This window comes from Halobacterium sp. CBA1126, assembly GCF_009741975.1.
GTDB lineage: Archaea > Halobacteriota > Halobacteria > Halobacteriales > Halobacteriaceae > Halobacterium.
Genome location: NZ_WPCF01000029.1, coordinates 1 through 16,816, shown reverse-complemented (window position 1 = coordinate 16,816; position 16,816 = coordinate 1). Strand labels below are relative to the sequence as shown.

18 protein-coding genes and 3 pseudogenes are annotated in these 16,816 nt (G+C 68.6%); 7 read left to right on the top strand and 14 right to left on the bottom strand.

All coding sequences use genetic code 11. From position 1 onward, the window contains the following. Positions 1–158: 158 nt before the first annotated feature. Positions 159–344, bottom strand: a pseudogene (locus GJ634_RS06035) (PIN domain-containing protein); the annotation flags it as partial. 43 nt (positions 345–387) lie between these two features. On the opposite strand from GJ634_RS06035, the gene GJ634_RS06030 reads away from it, so the two are divergent. After that, on the top strand, positions 388–1,263 hold the full coding sequence (locus tag GJ634_RS06030; protein ID WP_157501162.1) for a serine protease: 876 nt from the start codon (positions 388–390) through the stop codon (positions 1,261–1,263). 146 nt (positions 1,264–1,409) lie between these two features. Here the strand turns inward: GJ634_RS06030 and GJ634_RS16915 are convergent. From GJ634_RS16915 to GJ634_RS06015, 3 genes and pseudogenes are all read right to left on the bottom strand, one after another. Next, positions 1,410–1,493 (bottom strand): annotated as a pseudogene (locus tag GJ634_RS16915) (DNA-binding protein); the annotation flags it as partial. Positions 1,494–1,879: 386 nt separating this feature from the next. After that, entirely contained in the window at positions 1,880–2,209 is a 330-nt protein-coding gene (locus tag GJ634_RS06020) for a chorismate mutase (protein WP_157501159.1), read from the bottom strand. Further along, positions 2,143–2,996, bottom strand: a pseudogene (locus tag GJ634_RS06015) (shikimate kinase). Before GJ634_RS06015 ends, GJ634_RS06020 begins: the two are co-directional and overlap by 67 nt. Before the next feature lie 207 nt (positions 2,997–3,203). Here GJ634_RS06015 and GJ634_RS06010 point away from each other — a divergent pair. After that, positions 3,204–3,641 (top strand): DUF5796 family protein, encoded by a 438-nt coding sequence (locus GJ634_RS06010; RefSeq protein ID WP_157501156.1) that lies wholly within the window; start codon positions 3,204–3,206, stop codon positions 3,639–3,641. Positions 3,642–3,656: 15 nt separating this feature from the next. On the opposite strand, the gene GJ634_RS16425 is transcribed toward GJ634_RS06010, so the two are convergent. After that, positions 3,657–3,791: a hypothetical protein gene (locus tag GJ634_RS16425; RefSeq protein ID WP_269449520.1), complete on the bottom strand. Its 135-nt coding sequence runs from the start codon at positions 3,789–3,791 to the stop codon at positions 3,657–3,659. Positions 3,792–3,876: 85 nt separating this feature from the next. After that, on the bottom strand, positions 3,877–4,434 hold the full coding sequence (locus GJ634_RS06005; RefSeq protein ID WP_157501153.1) for a GNAT family N-acetyltransferase: 558 nt from the start codon (positions 4,432–4,434) through the stop codon (positions 3,877–3,879). Positions 4,435–4,534: 100 nt separating this feature from the next. Here GJ634_RS06005 and GJ634_RS06000 point away from each other — a divergent pair, with 100 nt between their 5' ends. Both GJ634_RS06000 and GJ634_RS05995 read left to right on the top strand, forming a co-directional pair. Beyond that, positions 4,535–5,590 (top strand): nitrogen regulation protein NR(II), encoded by a 1,056-nt coding sequence (locus GJ634_RS06000; RefSeq protein WP_157501150.1) that lies wholly within the window; start codon positions 4,535–4,537, stop codon positions 5,588–5,590. Positions 5,591–5,677: 87 nt separating this feature from the next. Further along, complete coding sequence (locus tag GJ634_RS05995; RefSeq protein ID WP_157501148.1) at positions 5,678–6,268, top strand: response regulator; 591 nt, start codon at positions 5,678–5,680, stop codon at positions 6,266–6,268. Here the strand turns inward: GJ634_RS05995 and GJ634_RS05990 are convergent, their stop codons facing one another. The 5 genes from GJ634_RS05990 to GJ634_RS05970 form a co-directional block, all read right to left on the bottom strand. Continuing rightward, the gene (locus GJ634_RS05990; RefSeq protein ID WP_157501146.1) at positions 6,269–9,097 is read right to left on the bottom strand and encodes a DEAD/DEAH box helicase; all 2,829 of its coding nucleotides are present in this window, start codon (positions 9,095–9,097) and stop codon (positions 6,269–6,271) included. It lies immediately after the preceding gene. A gap of 98 nt (positions 9,098–9,195) precedes the next feature. Further along, positions 9,196–9,747 (bottom strand): type 1 glutamine amidotransferase domain-containing protein, encoded by a 552-nt coding sequence (locus GJ634_RS05985; RefSeq protein ID WP_157501144.1) that lies wholly within the window; start codon positions 9,745–9,747, stop codon positions 9,196–9,198. 48 nt (positions 9,748–9,795) lie between these two features. After that, positions 9,796–10,533: a metallophosphoesterase gene (locus tag GJ634_RS05980; RefSeq protein WP_157501142.1), complete on the bottom strand. Its 738-nt coding sequence runs from the start codon at positions 10,531–10,533 to the stop codon at positions 9,796–9,798. Further along, positions 10,534–12,105 (bottom strand): hypothetical protein, encoded by a 1,572-nt coding sequence (locus GJ634_RS05975; RefSeq protein ID WP_157501140.1) that lies wholly within the window; start codon positions 12,103–12,105, stop codon positions 10,534–10,536. Beyond that, a complete protein-coding gene (locus tag GJ634_RS05970) occupies positions 12,102–13,370 on the bottom strand; it encodes a Single-stranded DNA binding protein (protein WP_157501138.1) in 1,269 nt (422 codons plus the stop codon). Before GJ634_RS05970 ends, GJ634_RS05975 begins: the two co-directional genes overlap by 4 nt. A gap of 111 nt (positions 13,371–13,481) precedes the next feature. On the opposite strand from GJ634_RS05970, the gene GJ634_RS05965 reads away from it, so the two are divergent. The 3 genes from GJ634_RS05965 to GJ634_RS05955 are packed head-to-tail and all read left to right on the top strand — an operon-like array spanning position 13,482 to position 14,698. Next, positions 13,482–13,700, top strand: a complete 219-nt coding sequence (locus GJ634_RS05965) for a hypothetical protein (protein WP_157501136.1) — start codon at positions 13,482–13,484, stop codon at positions 13,698–13,700. 54 nt (positions 13,701–13,754) lie between these two features. Next, positions 13,755–14,414, top strand: a complete 660-nt coding sequence (locus GJ634_RS05960; protein WP_157501134.1) for a 2,5-diamino-6-(ribosylamino)-4(3H)-pyrimidinone 5'-phosphate reductase — start codon at positions 13,755–13,757, stop codon at positions 14,412–14,414. A gap of 44 nt (positions 14,415–14,458) precedes the next feature. Beyond that, the gene (locus tag GJ634_RS05955) at positions 14,459–14,698 is read left to right on the top strand and encodes a hypothetical protein (RefSeq protein WP_157501132.1); all 240 of its coding nucleotides are present in this window, start codon (positions 14,459–14,461) and stop codon (positions 14,696–14,698) included. Here GJ634_RS05955 and GJ634_RS16620 read toward each other — a convergent pair. From GJ634_RS16620 to GJ634_RS05940, 3 genes are all read right to left on the bottom strand, one after another. Continuing rightward, on the bottom strand, positions 14,674–14,862 hold the full coding sequence (locus tag GJ634_RS16620) for a DUF2188 domain-containing protein (protein WP_157501130.1): 189 nt from the start codon (positions 14,860–14,862) through the stop codon (positions 14,674–14,676). The genes GJ634_RS05955 and GJ634_RS16620 overlap by 25 nt on opposite strands. Positions 14,863–14,982: 120 nt before the next feature. After that, on the bottom strand, positions 14,983–15,267 hold the full coding sequence (locus GJ634_RS05945) for a hypothetical protein (protein ID WP_157501128.1): 285 nt from the start codon (positions 15,265–15,267) through the stop codon (positions 14,983–14,985). Between the two features lie 56 nt (positions 15,268–15,323). After that, a complete protein-coding gene (locus tag GJ634_RS05940; RefSeq protein WP_157501126.1) occupies positions 15,324–16,646 on the bottom strand; it encodes an FAD-dependent oxidoreductase in 1,323 nt (440 codons plus the stop codon). Positions 16,647–16,816: the final 170 nt, after the last annotated feature.

Genomic DNA, 16,816 nt, shown 5'->3' with positions numbered 1-16,816 from the left:
TCTCGCGCAGTTCGACCTTGTTCAAGTAGCTGAAATCCATACTGCGAGCCGGTGAAATCAAACCTCGATTGCGTTTCTACTCCGGCGAATACGTGGCTGAGAACGCCCTACCCGAGGCCACATTTAAAAGAATTCCCGTCGTCGCCAGTCTCGGTCGGCTAGCGTGTGTCGAACGAGTCGATCACGTCGCTCGTCGAGTACGTCTCGACGACTTCCTGTTCGTCGAAATCGGAATCGTGGCTCCAGATACCGGCATCGGTAGCCAGGGCACACGCAACGTATAGCACGTCGTCAGGATTGGTCGCACCGATTGCTGCTTCAGCGTCCTCGATGTACGGACAGAATACATGTGGTTAGTTTATATTACTATGTCTGTTGGCCAATAGGGTGGAAGACAAGCTCTCTCGCCGGAAGCTATTGAAACAAAGTTCTGTACTTGGCCTAGCATCGCTTGCCGGATGTGTGACTGACTCCGGCTCTGAGATGACAGACACGCCAACGTCTGCGCAGCCGACTGCTACGGACGAAACTGAATCCCCGACGACTACCGAGCCAAAAACGACAGCAGAACAAACTACACAGTCAACAACGACTACCGAACAAGACTCACCGACACACGACCACGAGCAGACGGAGGCGCGCTTCTCCGAAGAGATTCGAGAGAAAGCTCAAGAGGTTGGTGTGCAGACCCAGAAATCCGTCGTCAAAGTCAGTTTTAACGATGGACGGGGTGGTGGAACAGGCTGGCAGATCGATGACGAGCATATCCTCACAAACTCCCATATCGCCCGGCAGAGCGAAACATTCGAAATCGAGACATTCGACGGTACTACCGGGTCGGCAGAACGTGTCGGGTACTACAGGGATATGATTCCGGATATTGCGCTGCTTCGAACGGACATTTCGGGAACTCCTTCGTTATCGAGTGGCGATTCCAGCAACCTTTCGAAAGGTGACCCGATGGTTATTGTCGGACACCCGGCAAACGTCGGGGATTGGGTTATTAGTCTTGGCCCCTACCAGCGGAACAAGTTCGACTGGTTGTTGACTGATGCACCGACGAATCAGGGAAATAGTGGTTCACCGTTGGTGACTCTGGAGGGGAAGGTTGTGGGGTGCGTCAGTGGTACTACAACGATCGACGAAGAGCAGGGGCCAATTTCCCGAAGTGATGAGGTGTTCCAAGAGTTCCCGGAACCCGATGAGTTTGTTACAGCCACGCCGATTGAGACGATTCAGGACTCGGTCAACGACTGGAAATAACTGGCTTAAGTAGCCTTTCAGTGGGTCTCTGTCTAGGTGACCCAGAGCGAATGGTTTGCTCCAGGCTGGGGGTTTTCGATGCTTTCGGTGCGCTGACCGATTTTCGAGTCGGAGGTCATATCGAGGAACGTGTACTCCACGCCGGATTCGAGCGCGACGATGAGTTCCCGTGTTTTCGAACCAGCGATGAGCGCGGAGATGACGACGTTGGCGTCGATGACCAGCTTCATCTAGGAGCTAGTTCGACTGGTCTTCGACGCGCTCGCGTCCGCTCTTGTTGATTCGATCCGCAATCTCTGTCACGTCGCTCTCGCTGGTGAGTTCGTCCATCACTTCCAGCGCCTCGATTTTCTCTTGGGTGGCCTGCCGAGTGACCTCACTTCAGTTGATTTCAGGGTGGTTCTCCATCCGGTCTTTGAGATCGTCGTCTGTCTGTACTTAGCGAGATCTGGTCATCGATACTGAATTCTGGTTGCTTGAAACGGTGGTCGTGGCCCGAGCAGCAGACTAACACCGAATCTTCCGGCTGCTCGTCGAGTCCGGAAGATAGAGCAACTGCCGGAAGAGAAATTCTCTCGTCGGGGCGAAGTATACTCCCTGAAATGCCCAAATTCGGCTATCTGTTCTCGCGCTGTTCGACCTTGTTCAGTTCGATTAGCAGCCGGAAGACCGCTTTCACGAGGTTCGGCTCGAGGCCGAACGACTCGGCGTTCTCGCCGGCGCGGTCCATCACCGCCTGCTCCTGGCTCTCGTCGGTGGTCGCCATCCCGCGTTCGTCTTTGACCTCCGCGATGGTCTCGGCGACGTACGTGCGCCGCGCGATGAGGTCGACGATCTCGCGGTCGATAGATTCGATTTCCTCGCGCAGTTCCTCTAGGCTCATGTCGTCCGGGCCCCGTCCAGCCGCGTCGTCGTCAGCCGGACCGTCCCGGGGTTGTCGTCCCATAGTGGTTTCACCTCCTGTAGTGCGTCCTCCTCGCCGACCGCGACGTAGCTCGGGCCGGTGCCCGACAGCGACGCGCCGTCGCGTGCGGGAGGGCGTCGACGATCGGCTCCGTGGGGTGGCCGAGCGCCGCCGCGAACGCCAGCCCGTTGACCGTCATCGCGGTGCCGTACGCCCCGTCCGCCGCGAGGTCCGCGACGTGGTCGGCTATCGGGGCGATTCGCTGGCAGCGCTCGACGTCCGCGTCCGCGGAGAACGACTGCTCCGGGGGCGTCCACACGAGCGCCGCCCACTCGACCTCCTCGCGGAAGAGCAGTTCGTCCTCGCGGTTGTCCGTCATCGTCAGCCCGCCGAGCATGCTCGCGGAGGCGTCGTCGAACGCGCCCGTGACCGTCACGCCGACCTCGCGGGCGGCGCGGACGCCGAGCCGCGCGGCGTCCTCGCGGGCGACGGTGTCGGCCTCCCCGAGCGCGTCCAGCGTCGCGAGCACGGTGGCGTTCGCCGCGGCGCTGGAGCTCTTCAGACCCGACGCCAGCGGCACCTCGCTGTCCGTGTGGACGGCGCCGCCCTCGCCGTCGCCGTACTCCTCGGTCACCAGCGACACGCAGCGCTCCACGAGTGCGGTGTCCGCCTCCGGGTGGTCGGCGATGCTCCCCGTGACGCCGTCGGCGGTCGCGTCCAGCGACACGTCCGCCGTCACGTCGAAGTCGAGCGCGAACGCCGACCCGATGCCCGTCGCGAGCGCGTTCAACACGGTGCCCGCGGCCGGCGCTGCTGCACGGCCGTCCATGTGTAGACCTGCCACGGCCCGTATTTACGACTGGCGCTTCGGGCAAGGGGAGCGTGGCCGAGCAACGCGAGGCCACGTTACGAGCGAACGCGGAGCGTAGCGATGCGTGAGCAGCGTGGGCGAGACCACGTTACGAGCGAACGCGGTCGGCTGGTGGCGCACCACGCAAACGGCGGGCTTTTCCTCTCCCGCCCGCAATCCACGGCCATGAGCGCCCGCAACGACATCGCGCCGAGCACTCTCGGCGTCGACCTCGAGGAGGAGGGCGTCTACGTCGAGTACACGGACGGCCGCCGCACGTTCTACAACGGCGTCCCGGAGAAGGTCAACGGGACGGTGCGGTGCCGGCCGGGCAAGGACGTCCACGTCCTCGTCACGGACCCGACGGAGACCGAGGGCGTCCTCGTCTACGTGAACGACCTGAAGACCCACGACGAGATTCTGGAGTCCACGGGCGTCGGGCGCGTGCTCCTCGACCCCGGCGAGGAGGAGGAGCTGTTCCCGGGCGTGACGGTGCGCGCGGACGGCTACGCGACGGAAGTCGAGGCCGACCCGGAGGAGGCCCGCGGCCGCGTGTTCGTCTTCGAGGAGGACGAGCTCGGCGAGCGGTCGTTCGAGCTGTTCGCCGCCGAGAGCGAGGAGTAGCGCTCCGACCGCCGGCTACTGGAGGTACGAGGGGTCCTCGGCGTCGCAGTTCTGTTCGTGCTGTTCGGCGTCCCTCTGATCGTCGAACATCAACCCGCACTCTTCGCAGCGGTACCAGAGCATGTCGTCGCGCTGAGTCTCCTCGACCATGGGGGAATCTCCGTCGGCCGAGCTAAAAACCGTTGCCCCCGCCGGGACGACGGATCTGGCGACGAGTCGCGGACTCGGTCGCCGTCTACGGGCGCAGACAGCGGTCGGGGTCGAACGGCAGGCCGAGGCGGTCGAAGACGTCCCGCCACCGACCCACGTCGCCGTCCTCGAGGACGCAGGGCGCGTAGCCGGCGTTCAGTGCGAGCACGAGCGCCGGTTTTCGGTCCGCGTCGACGCCGACGCGCACGCTGTCGTAGCCCGCGTCCAGCAGCCGCCGGGTGGCTGCGGCGGCGAGCGCACGGCCGAGTCCCTCCCGTCGGTGCGCGGGATCGACGACGAGGCCCGCGAGCGCGCCGCCGAACGGGAAGCGGTGGTCGCCGGCGTTCGGGTCGTGGAGCGCCGAACACGTCCCGACGACGGCGTTGGTCGCGCGTTCGACCGCGACGAACGAGCCTTTCGGAAGCACGCGGTCGCGGAACGCCTCGACGCCGTTGCGCTGGCCGCCACCGTCGAGTAGCGCGTCGACGGCCTCGCGGTCGCGGCCGGTCAGTTTGCTCGTGCGGAGCGCGTACCCGTCCGGCACGTCGACGTCCGGCGGTCGCAGTCCATCCGGCCACAGCAGGTAGCGCGTGTCCTCGCTCATGGCCGACTGTGGGAGGTCGCGCGTGGAACGCGTTGCGGTGTGGGTTGGCAGCGCCGCCAGAGTAATCCGGCTGGTCGCCGTTCGTCCGGCCAGTACTGCGATGAGCACTGACGTCGAACCAGCGGGGGTCGTCGACGACGAGTCGTTCTTCCGGACGCTCGTCGAGCACGGCTCGGACGCCATCATCAGCATCGACGCGGACAGCACGATTCTGTTCGCGAACCGGTCGGTCGAACGCGTGTTCGGCTACGAGCCGGCGGAGCTCGTCGGCGAGCCGCTGACCGTGGTGATGCCCGAGCGCTTCCAGGCGGCCCACCACGCCGCCATCGCGGAGTACGTCGAGACCGGCGAGCGCACCCTCGACTGGAACGACGTCGAACTGCCGGGCGAGCACAAGGACGGCCACGAGGTCCAGCTCTCGATCACGTTCGAGGAACACCGGTACGACGGCAAGCGCGTGTTCTCGGGCATCATGCGGGATGTGACGGACCGCGTGGAGCGCGAGCGCAAGCTCGAACGCCAGAACGAGCAACTGGAGCGGTTCGCGGGCATCCTCAGCCACGACCTGCGGGACCCGCTGAACACGGCCCGCGCGCAGGTCGCGCTCGCGAAGAACGCCGACGACCCGACGGAGTACCTCGACGAACTCGAGCGCGTCCACGACCGCATGGGCGAACTCATCGAGGACGTGCTGACGCTCACGAAGCAGGGCCAGACGGTCGGCGAACCGGAGCCGGTCTCACCGAGAGCGGTCGCCGAGGAAGCGTGGCAAACCGTCGGCAGCGGGGACGCGACGCTGTCCGTCGAGGACGTCGGCGTCGTGCAGGCCGACCGCGAGCGCCTGCGGTCGCTGTTCGAGAACCTCCTCGGGAACGCCGTCCACCACGGCGGCGACTGCGTCACCGTCGAGGTCGGGCCGCTGCCTGCCGACGACGGCTTCTACGTCGAAGACGACGGGCCGGGCATCCCCGCCGAGGACCGCGAGGACGTCTTCGACTACGGGTTCACCACGGACGACGGCGGCACGGGCTTCGGGCTGAACATCGTCGAGAGCATCGCCGACGCGCACGGCTGGGAGGTGACCGTGGCGGAGAGCGAGGCGGGCGGCGCGCGCTTCGAGTTCGCCGGCGTTCGCTTGGGGGCGGACGACGAATGACCGTTCGGGGCGTTGACACCCTGTGCGCGTCGTTCGCTCGGGTTCCCCTACATCCAAGTACCGCCGCGTCGAACGAGGTGCCGAGAGATGTCTACTGACAGCGCCGCCGACGGGAGCCTCGACCACGACGCGCCGGTCGTGCTCGTCGTGGACGACGAGGCGAACGTCGCGGAGGCGTACGCGCTCTGGCTCCCCGACGACTACGAGGTCCGCACCGCGACGAACGGGGAGCGAGCGCTCGAGGAGGCCGACGAGGATGTCGACGTCGTCCTCCTCGACCGCCACATGCCGGACCGCTCCGGCGACGACGTGCTCGAACGCCTCCGGGAGCGCGGCCTCGACTGCCGGGTTGCGATGGTGACCGCGGTCGACCCGGACTTCGACATCGCGGAGATGTCCTTCGACACGTACCTCACGAAGCCCGTCGACCAGTCCGAGATCCGGGAGACCGTCGACCAGCTCCTCGACCTGTCGTCGTTCGACGACCGCTCCCGGCAGTTCTTCTCGGTCTCGCGGAAGATCGGGGCCCTCGAGGACGAGAAGCGCGCGTCGGAGCTCTCGGACAACGAGACGTACCAGCAGCTCTGCGAGCGACGCGACGAGCTCTCCGAGGAACTGGACGCCGCGGTCGACGAGATGGACGACGACGGCCTCGAAGCGGCGTTCCGCGACCTCTGACTACCAGAACGCCTTCGTGCGGGCGTACTCCCGCTCGCGCTCGAGGATGTCCCGGTAGAAGTCGGCCTCGTCCTCGCGGTGGCGGTTGATGACGCGGGCGGCGTTCCGCGGGCCGACCCCGCGCGCGGACAGCGCGATGACTGCTTTCTTCCCGTGGCTCTGGACGAGGCTCGCGTTCCGGAACACGCGCTCCGTCCGGTCCTCCTGTTCGTCGTCCTTGTCGTCGGCGCGCACGGCTTTCACCGCGTCCTCGGCCCACGGCGACAGCGCCGCCACCCGCGTCGACCCGCAGTGCGGGCACTCGGGCTGGTCGCTGACCCGGCGGACCTTCGTCTCGTGCTCCCAGTCCCGGCAGTGCGTGCAGAACAGCTTCACGCGGTCGTCCTGGATGCGGTCTCTGACGGCCTGTACGACGCTGGCGTCCGCGTTCTCCGGCGTGAGCAGTTCCGTGCCCGACGACCGCCCGCCGACGCCGATGGTGGTGCGCTCGCCGACGATGGCGACCTCGAGGTCGCCGGCCTGAATCGCGTCCAGCACCTCGCTCGCGCGCTCGACGTCGAGGTCCGTGTGGAACACCTCGCGGACGGCCTCGTCGTAGACCGGCGTGTCCTCGAGGGCGCCGAGCAGGCGTGAGAGACCGACGCCGTCCCGGCCTTTCCAGCGTTTGAGCGCGCCGAACTTCGCGGCGACCTGTGCGAGCGTGAACTTCAGCGTCTCCGACTGCTTGAGGCTCAGCTCCAGCAGCGGCTCGACGTGCTCGGGGTCGGTCCCCCGCAGCAGGTCCACGACGTCGTTCGCGCTGATTCTGGCCGGGACGTCCAACTCCACGCGGTAGGGGCCGACGTCCAGCCCCACCGAGGAGCCGGTGCGCTGGCCGAGCAGCGCGGACAGCAGCCGGCCGAGCGTCTCGTTGGCCTCGTGGCCGAGCGCCGCGTTCACGACGATGGTCCGCCCCTCCTGTTCGACGAGGACGCGGTCGTCGCTGGGGACGGCGTTCCCGCCATCGACGTGTGACTCGACCTGTTCGAGCGCCTCGCCCGCGGTGTACTCGTCGGTCGGGTACCGCGTCGTGAACTCGCGGGCCACCCCGTCCCGGGTCGCGCCCGCGGCGAACTGGTCGGCGGCGACCTCGCGCATCTCGCCGACCTCCTGGGCGACCTCGTAGGCCACGGGAATCTCCTGGCCCGTCCACGACGGCACCTCGCCGGCGGGGTCCTCGATGGGGGAGACGTTGACCTCCTCTTCCTCCTCGTCGATGTTCGTGATGCGCCACATCTCCCCGCGCTGGACGAACGTCGCGCCGGGTTCGGCGAAGTTCACGACGAAGCGCTCGTCCAGCGTCCCGACCTGCCGACCCCCGGCCATGTCGTAGACGGCGTACGTCTCCTCGTCGGGAATCATCGAGAGGTTCGCGTAGTAGTACTGCCACGTCCCGCCGGACTTCGAGATGGTGTCGTCGTCCTCGTCGACGTAGACCACGCGGTTGTTGTGCAGCTCCATCGCGACCTCGCGGAACGTCGCCTCGTCGAGGTCGTGGAACGGGTACGCCCGCGTGACGACCTGGTAGGCGTGGCGGGCGCTGGTCTCCCCGAAGTCCATCACCACGCCGACGATCTGGTTCGCCACCGTGTCGAGGCTCCCGTGGTGTATCTGGGTGACCTCCACGTCGCCCTCGCCGGCGCGCCGCGCGATGGCCAGCGCCTCGAACGTGTCGTCCGGACTGCCCGTGATGACGGTGCCGTGGCTGACCTCGTCGCGCCGGTGGCCCGCGCGCCCGACCCGCTGGAGCAGGCGCGCGACCTCCCGCGGCGAGGAGTACTGCACCACGTGGTCGATGCGGCCGACGTCGATGCCGAGCTCCATCGACGACGTGCAGAGCAGGCCGTCGAGCTCGCCGGCCTTGAACTGGTCCTCGACCTCGATGCGGGCGTCCTTCGACAGCGACCCGTGGTGGACGCCGATGTTCGCGTCGAGCTCCTTGAACCGCGAGCCGAGCGCCTCCGCGGTCTGGCGCGTGTTCACGAATATCAGCGTGGAGTCGTGGTCGTCGACGATCTCCCGGATGGCGCGCACGTGGCTCGCCATCGACGGCGACGTCAGCAGCTCGTTGCTCAGCCGCTCGTCGCGCTCGGTGACCTCCGGCTCGCGCACCGTGAACTCCACCTTCGAGGTGACGTCGACCTCGATGACCTCGCAGCCGCGCCCGCCCGTCAGGAACGCGCCCACTTCGCTCGGGTCGCCGACCGTCGCCGACAGGCCGATGCGCTGGAAGTCCCCCGCGAGCTCGACGAGGCGCTCGAGCCCGATGGAGAGCTGGGCGCCGCGCTTCGCGCCCGCGAGCTCGTGGACCTCGTCGACGACGACGTGGCGCACGTCCGCGAGGCCGTCCCGGAGCTTCTCCCCGGTGAGCATCGCCTGCAGCGTCTCGGGCGTCGTCACGAGCACGTCCGGCGGGTCGTCGGCCTGCTTCCCGCGCTGGTACTGCGTCGTGTCGCCGTGCCGGACGTCCACGTCGAGGCCGAGCGTCTCCCCCCACCAGTCGAGGCGCTCGCGCATGTCGCGGTTCAGCGCGCGCAGCGGCGTCACGTACAGCGCCGCGAACCCCTCGGGCGCGCCCGCCTCGACGATGCTGTTCAACACCGGGAGCATCGCCGTCTCCGTCTTCCCGGTGCCCGTGGGCGCGACCACGAGGCCGTTCCGGCCGTCCGCGAGCGCGGGAATCGCGCGGCGCTGCGGCTCCGTCGGCGTCGAGAACCCGCGCTCGGAGAGCGCCGCCCGGACCTCGCTGCCGAGGTGGGCGAACGCGTCCATCCCCCGCGTCTCACTCATCCGCCAAACGTACGGCCGCAACCCGAATAAGCACGTTGCCGGGCGACGCGTCTGCCCCTACTCGGCGACTGCCGGCGAAGAAAATCGGTCGGTGGTGCTTACGCCTTTGCTGCCGCGGGCTCCGCCTCGGGGTCGGCGTCCACGAGCCGCAGCGTCGCGTCCATGAACGCCGGGAGGTCGTCGGGCACCCGCGAGGTCACGAGGTTGTCGTCGACGACGACGGCCTCGTCGACGTACTCCGCGCCCGCGTTCTCCACGTCGACCTCCAGCGACCAGTAGCCGGTGGCGCGACGCCCCTCCAGCACGTCCGCGCTGACGAGGAGCTGGGCGCCGTGGCAGATGGCCGCAATCGGCTGGTCGCGGTCGTCGAACTCCGCGACGACGTCCGCGGCCGCCGGCGCCTCCGTGCGGAGCGCTTCCGGCGAGCCGCCCCCCGGAATCACGAGGAGGTCGTACTCGTCGGCGAACCACGACGGCGCCTCCTCGTCGATAGCGACGTCGCCGTCGAACTCGTAGCCGTGCTCGCCTTCCACGGGTTCGCCGTCCGGCGTGGCGACGTCGACGTCCCACCCGGACTCGCGGAGGCGGTAGAAGGGATAGCTGAACTCGCTGTCCTCGAAGCCGTGGGTCGCGAGTACGAGCCCCTTCATGGCTCACGCGGCACTAGACTCGCGATTCGACAAAAATTCTGTGGCCGCTCAGACGTCCCGATACCGGCCGAGCCGCGTGCCGTCCAGCAAGTAGAGTTCGGCGTCCGGGCACGCTTCCGGGAGGAACGGCGCGAGGAACTCCTGCCCCTCGACGTTCACCCACGTCCCGCCGGAGAGGTCGTTGAACGCCGGGAACACCGCGAGGTCGCCGTGCGCGTCGACGGGCTCCCCGTGGTGTTCTTCGAACGGCTCGGCCGCGAGCGGGCCGCGCAGCCACGCTCGCTCGACGCGCGTCCCGCCGACCTCGTCTTCCAGCCGCACGCTCGGGTGTTCGTGGCCGACGCAGACAGTCTCGGCTTCCAGCACCTCGGACGCGGGCCACGTGTGGCCGTGCGCGAACCCGACGTCGCCGATGCGCGCACCCTCCGGCGGCGTCGCGTCGACGTCGAACTCGTCGGCGAGACCGCCGTCGTGGTTCCCCACGACGAGCGTCACCGGGACGTCGAGCGCGTCGAACAGAGCCTCGAGTTCCTCGTGCTCGGCGCCCTCCGGCGTGCCGATGGCGTGCCCGAGGTCACCGAGGAAGACGACGCGTTCGGTACCGGTCCGGTCGAGCAACTCCCGCACGCGCTCGCGACGCGCTCCCGCCCGGCTCTGGACCTCCAGCCCCTCGCGGCGCAGCGACACCTCGATGCCCGCGTGGTAGTCCGCGACCACGAGCGCCCGTTCTCCGTCGAGGTCCGCGACCGCGGCGGGCTCGCCGGGGACCGGTTCGACCAGCGCCATCTAGATGGCTTTCAGGTGGTCGTCGCCGGACTCGTAGCAGCGCCCGCTCATCAGCGCCTCCTGGATGGCGTCCTCGACCTCGCCCTCGTCGGCGTCCCGCTCGTCGGCCGCCGTCGCGACCACGTTCTCGCGGAGCGCGCCGTCGCCGTCGTCGAGCTCGTCCATCAGCTCCACGACGTAGTCCTCGAGGTCCAACTCCATGGAGGCCGCCTCCGAGTCCTCGCTGTCGGACGCCGACTCGTCGTACGAGTCCTCGGTGAAGTCGTCGCGGTCGTCGGCGTCCTCGTCCTGCGACTCGTCGAAGGCCTCGTCGTCGGCGTCGAAGTCCCCGAGGTCCTCGCCGTCCGCTTCGTCGGGCTCCGGCGCGTCGATGTCCGCCTCGCCCGCGTCCGGGACCTCGGTGCCCGTGGAGAAGCCGACGTCGTAGTTCTCCTTGACCTCCTGGCGCTCCTCCTCGGAGAGCTCGTACATCTCGCCGTCAGCGGCCGCCTCGCCCTCCTCGGGCGCGGCCTCCGCGGCGACCTCCTCGGGCTCCGGCGTCTCGGCAGCCGGACCGGTCTCCGCTTCCGACCCAGGCTCGGGTTCGGTTTCCGCTTCGGGCTCGCTCTCGGGTTCGACGTCGGACTCGGTCTCGGTTTCCGCTTCGGGCTCGGGTTCGACGTCCGATTCGGGTTCCGTCTCCGATTCGTCCTCAGTCTCGGGCGGCTCGGCGTCCGCCGCTTCGCCGTCGAAGCCCTCCGCTTCCGGTTCGGTCAGCTCCTCGTCGCTGGCGCCCGGCGAGTCGGGCTGCTCGGCGCCGAACCCCTCGGCTTCCGGCTCCGTGGCCGGCTCGCTCTCGACGCCGAGGTCGGCAGCGAACTCGAGGTCCGCGTCGCCCTCGTCGCTCGGCGCGAGCGAGAGGTCGCCGGCTTCGTCGCGCTCGCCGGCGACGACGCGCGCCGCGTCCAGCGCGAGTTCGCGCACCGCGTCGAGGTACGCGGGCGTCGTGCCGTAGTGGTCCAGCGCGAGCGGGATGCCGGCCGCGAGCCCGGGCTGGACGCCCGCGTCCTCCAGGAGCTCGCGGAGGTTCTCGCCGCGCTCGACGCGCTCGTGGGCGGCCGCCATCGTCGCCACGCGGTCGACGGTCTGCTCGGCCGTCGACACAACCCAGCGGTCGCGGGTCTCGGCGTCGACCTCGCTGACCTCCTCCGGGCGAATCGACGTGTAGACGACGTCCGCGTCCTCCGGCTGGAACGTCCGTGCCTTCCCCGTCACCGCGACGAACGACGGCGTCTCCGCGGCTTCCAGCGCCGCCAGCGCCTCTGGCTGGTACTGGCCGGCGTAGACGACGAACGCGCCCGTCGGGTCGACGACCCGCGCCCGAACGACGTCCTCGCTGACCTGCTCGACCTCCGTGAGCACGCCCACGACGAACACGCGGTTGACGCGCGCTCCCGTCGGCGTCACCACGTAGTTCGGCGCGCGCTCCTCGTCGCTCTCCGCGTACGAGTAGTCGGCGTCCTCGAACTCCGCGGCGAACAGCCGGTAGGCGACCTCCCGGCGGTTGACCTCCTCGTCCTCGGACGTACTCATGCTTCCACCTCCTGCAGGAAGGCCTGCGCGCGCTCGGCGGGGTCGTCGGCGGACTCGCGGAACTCCACGGTCTCGAGGTTCGCGCCGTAGTCGTCCACGGAGAGGTGCCCGCGGACCGTGTACTCCGAGCCGACGAGCTTCTCCGCGATGGTGTCCGCGACGACGGTCTGGTCCATCGCGTCGCGGGCCTGCTGGCGCGCGTCCTCGATGTCGCCGCCGTACACCGCTTCGGTGAGCTCGCGGTCGAGGATGACCGTCACGGTGTCCGTGCCGTCGTCGAGAATCGCCTTCACGCGCAGGTCGTCCTCGCCCTCGACGTCGCCGTGCTGGCGGCACTGGCCCTTCTGGACGACGCGCCCGCACTCGGGGCAGCGCTGGATGAGCCCGGAGCCGTCCCGGACCTCGATGACGTTCCCGACGAGTTCGACGTCGTAGGCGCCGCCGCGGTCGACGGCCTCCCGAATCGTCATCCGGGTCGGCCCGCCGACCTCGACGGGGTCGTCGAGCGCGGTGACCGTCGAGAACTCGGAGACGTTCACCGACGGCACGCCGCGGAACTCGCGGACGTAGACGTCCTCGAGGCGGACGGACGCGCCCTCTTCGAGTTCCTCGTGGGGGTTCCAGTCCGTGAACGGCAGCCGCGCGCTCTCGTCGCCGAGCACGCCGCTCAGAATCTCGGTCTCGCCGTCCCGGCCGTCGATGGTCCGCGCCTCGACCTCGGTGACGCGCACCTCGACGTTCCGGCCGCGGTCGCCGGGCGAGAGGTCCGCGAGGTCGCGGTCGCCGCCGACGTCGTAGGGGACGTCGACGTCCTCGGCTCGGCTCACGGTCGAGGACTCCCCGAAGTTCAGTTCGGGTTCGCCCTCGTACTCGCGGACGCTCGCGTTCCCGATGGTCACCGTGTCCCCGGGCTCGAGGCCGAAGTCCTCCCACGCCGTGTACGATATCTTCCCGGTCGCGTCGGCGAGTTCGCCCTCGCCGATGACGTGGTCGTCGCCCTGGTAGCGAATCGAGCGCTTGCCCGCCGTCAGCACCTTCGCGGTCACGGTGACGTTCCCGGAGTCCGGGCCGACGTCCACGATGTCGGCCGCCGTGGGGCCGCCCGAGTCGCCGCCGGCGTCGTCGCCGTACTTCCGCCGGAGGCTGCGCTTGGCCTCCTCCACGGGAACGCTGTACTCCACGAGGTTCTGCAGGTTCTCTTCGACCTCCGCTTTGTCTACACCGAGGTCGGAGGCGAGCTCCTCGGCGTGATCGTCGATGTTCATGCGTCTACAGTTCGGACAGCCTGCCGTAAAAGGGTTCGCGAGCGTGCGCGCGCAAGCGGCCCCAAGGTCGGGGCAATCGTTTTACTCCCGGTGGCCGTTACCTCTCGCGACATGGACGACCCCGCCCTCCAGGACCGCGTCGCCAGAATCGAGCGCCGGCAGCGACTCCTCCTCGCTGGACTGCTGCTCCCGAACTTCTACGCGGCCGGCGAACTGTTCGGCTACTGGGCCGCCGGCGCCGCCGCGGCCGCCCTCGCCGTCCTCGCGCTCGTCGCGCTCGTCGTCGTCTCCCGGCGCCGAGCCGGCGACGCCGCCGACGGCGCGACCTGACCGCGCCCGTCCGGCAACGAAACCGGTTTCAGGGCGGCAACCGCCAGCGGAGGTATGCACGTCGTCGTCAACGCCGCGATGAGCGCGGACGGCAAGCTCTCGACGCGCCGCCGCGAGCAGGTCGCCATCAGCGGCGAGGCGGACTTCCGCCGCGTGGACGAACTGCGCGCGAGCGTCGACGCCGTGATGGTCGGCGTCGGCACCGTCCTCGCGGACGACCCCTCGCTGACCGTCGACGACTCGGCGCTCGTCGCCGACCGCGAGCAGCGCGGCGACTCCCCCCAGCCCGCTCGCGTCGTCGCGGACTCCCACGCCCGCACGCCGCCGGACGCTCGCGTGCTCGACGGCGCCGCGGAGACCTACGTCCTCGTGGCCGAGGAGGAACCGGTCGAACACTGCGAGAGCCTCGAGGCGGCCGGCGCGACCGTCGTCGTCGCCGGCGAGAACCGCGTCGCCCTCCCCGAGGCGCTCGACCAACTGGAGGCCCACGGCGTCGAGGACCTGATGGTGGAGGGCGGCGGCGAACTCATCTTCTCGCTGTTCGCCGACGACCTCGTCGACGAACTCTCGGTGTTCGTCGCGCCGAAAATCATCGGCGGCCGCGACGCCCCGACGCTCGCCGACGGCGACGGCTTCGTCGACGACTTCCCGCCCCTCGACTTGACGGGCGTCGAACGCGTCGACGACGGCGTCCTCCTCCAGTACGACTGCTAGAGGCGTCCGGTAGATTCTATTCGCGGGCGGTCGAACCCGGCCGTATGACAGACGCCGACGGTGTGCTCTCGCGCGTCCGGCGCTCGAAGGGCGACGACGCGCCGCGGTCGGTCACCGGGACGAAGCTCCTGCTGTTCGGCGTGCAGCTCACCCTCCTCGGGGGCCTCCTCGACGGACTCGCGGCGCTCGCGTACGTCGCGTCGGGCTCGGCCTCGTCGGGCTGCTCGTCGCCGGCTAGTCGCTCGCGGCGCCGTCCGACCTACGACTTCTCCGTGCTCTCCTGAATCGTGCCGTCCTGCCGGTGGACGACGATTCGGTCACCCGAACTCGCCTCCTCGTGGGCCCGCTCTCGCGCGGGCCGCTTCTTCCGGTGGTTCGAGACGACTGACCCGCCCTTCTTCTTGACTTGCCACTGGTTCGCTGCCGGAGATACGTGGTACTCTGTCACGGTACCGCCACTGACCCACGACACCTTAAAATTACGTCACGAACGCGACGCGAAAACGGCGTGGAACGCTCGTCACTTCGGTGCGTCGCCGCGAGAGACGCGAACTGCGGGTTGCGGCGACTAGTGCTGGTGGCCGGTCGCTTCCGCGTACGTCTGCCCGAAGCGCTGCTCGAACTGGTCGAGGACGGCCTCCTCGACGTTCTGCAGCTCTTCCGTGGGCTCCTCCTGGCTGTGGTGGACCAGGGCGTGCGCTCGCTGCGCGAACGCCATCAGCGCGATGTCGCCGACGACCTGCGCCTCGCTCTCGTCGTCCTCCTCGCTGAACATCTCGACCAGCCGCGTCGGTAGGGTCACTTCGTTCGTGTCGCCGTCCGGGTCCTCGATGGTGAACGTGGCTTCGTCCATACCGTCGGGACGGGACCGCGACTAAAATGGGTGTGGATACGGGCGCGACGCGTTCCTCAGTCGTCGGCGGGCGCGGCCTCGGTGCCCTCCGCGGCGGCCGCGCTCACCTCGCTCTCGAGGTACTCGTCGGCGTCCAGCGCGGCCTTGCAGCCCATGCCGGCCGCGGTGACCGCCTGCTGGTAGTGGTAGTCGACGACGTCGCCCGCGCCGAAGATGCCCTCGACGTCCGTCAGCGTCTGGCCGCCGCCCTTCCCGCCGTGGGTGCGGATGTACCCCTCGTCGTCGAGTTCGACGTCGGTGTCCTCGAGGTAGCTCGTGTTCGGCGTGTGGCCGATGGCGACGAAGAACGCGCCGACGCTCAGCGAGAACTGCTCGGTCTCGTCGTCGTCGAGCTTCGCGGTCGGGTGGCCCTCGGGGTGGCGCACGAGCGTCACGTCGTCGACGCCGGACTCCGGAGTGCCGTTGACCTCGACGGCCTCCGTGTTCCAGAGCACCTCCATGTTCCCGTCGTCGACGTGCTCCTGGACGCGTTCCTGCCAGTAGTCCTCCGCGCGGAGCTCGTCGCGGCGGTGGACGAGGTAGACGGTGTCCGCGAACTTCGTGAGGAACGACGCCTCCTCGGCGGCCGCGTCGCCGCCGCCGACGACCACCATGTCCTCGCCCTTGAAGAACGCGCCGTCGCAGGTCGCACACGTCGAGACGCCGTAGCCCATGAGCTCGTCCTCGCCCGGGATGCCGAGGGTGCGCGCGCTCGCGCCGGAGGCCGCGATGACGGCGTCGGCCGTGTAGACGTCGCCGTTCGAGAGCTCCACGCGGAACGGGCGCACGGAGTCGTCGACGTCCTCGACGACGCCGTGTTCGATCTCCGCGCCGAACCGCTTGGCCTGCTCTTTCATGTTGTTGATGAGGTCCGGCCCCGAGATGCCCTCCGGGAAGCCCGGGTAGTTCTCCACGTCGGTCGTGAGCGTGAGCTGGCCGCCGGGCTCGTCGCCCTCGAACAGCAGCGGGTCGTTGTTCGACCGCGCCGCGTAGATGCCCGCGGTCAGCGCCGCGATGCCGGTGCCCGTGACGACGAGCTTGCGGTGCTCGACCACGTCGTCGTCGCTCTCGTCGGCGATACCGAGTTTCTCGTCGAGTTCCCCCGCCTGGTCGAGTTCGTGCGTGTCGTCCCAGCCGCCGATGAGCTCGTCGTCGATGAACACCTCGGGGGCGGTCTCGCGGCCGTTCGCGCGCTCTTTCATCTCCGCGAACAGCTCCTCGTCGCCCGTGACGTTGTACGTCACGTAGTCGACGCCCTTCTCGTCGAAGAGGTCCTTGGCCTTCTCGCAGTACGGACAGTCGGTCTTCGTGTAGATCTCTACTCGGGGCTCGTCGGTCATACCCACTAGTCGGTGGGCGCGGGGTTTGTACGTTGTGTTGGCCGGGAAGCTGGCCGGTGCTTCAAACGCGCGTTTGTCGCGTCCGAAGCTACACGTGCGGGGTCGCCCAACGGCGACCCATGGACGCGTCACGTCGGAACCTCGCGCTCGCCGCAGTCGGCGGCGCGCTC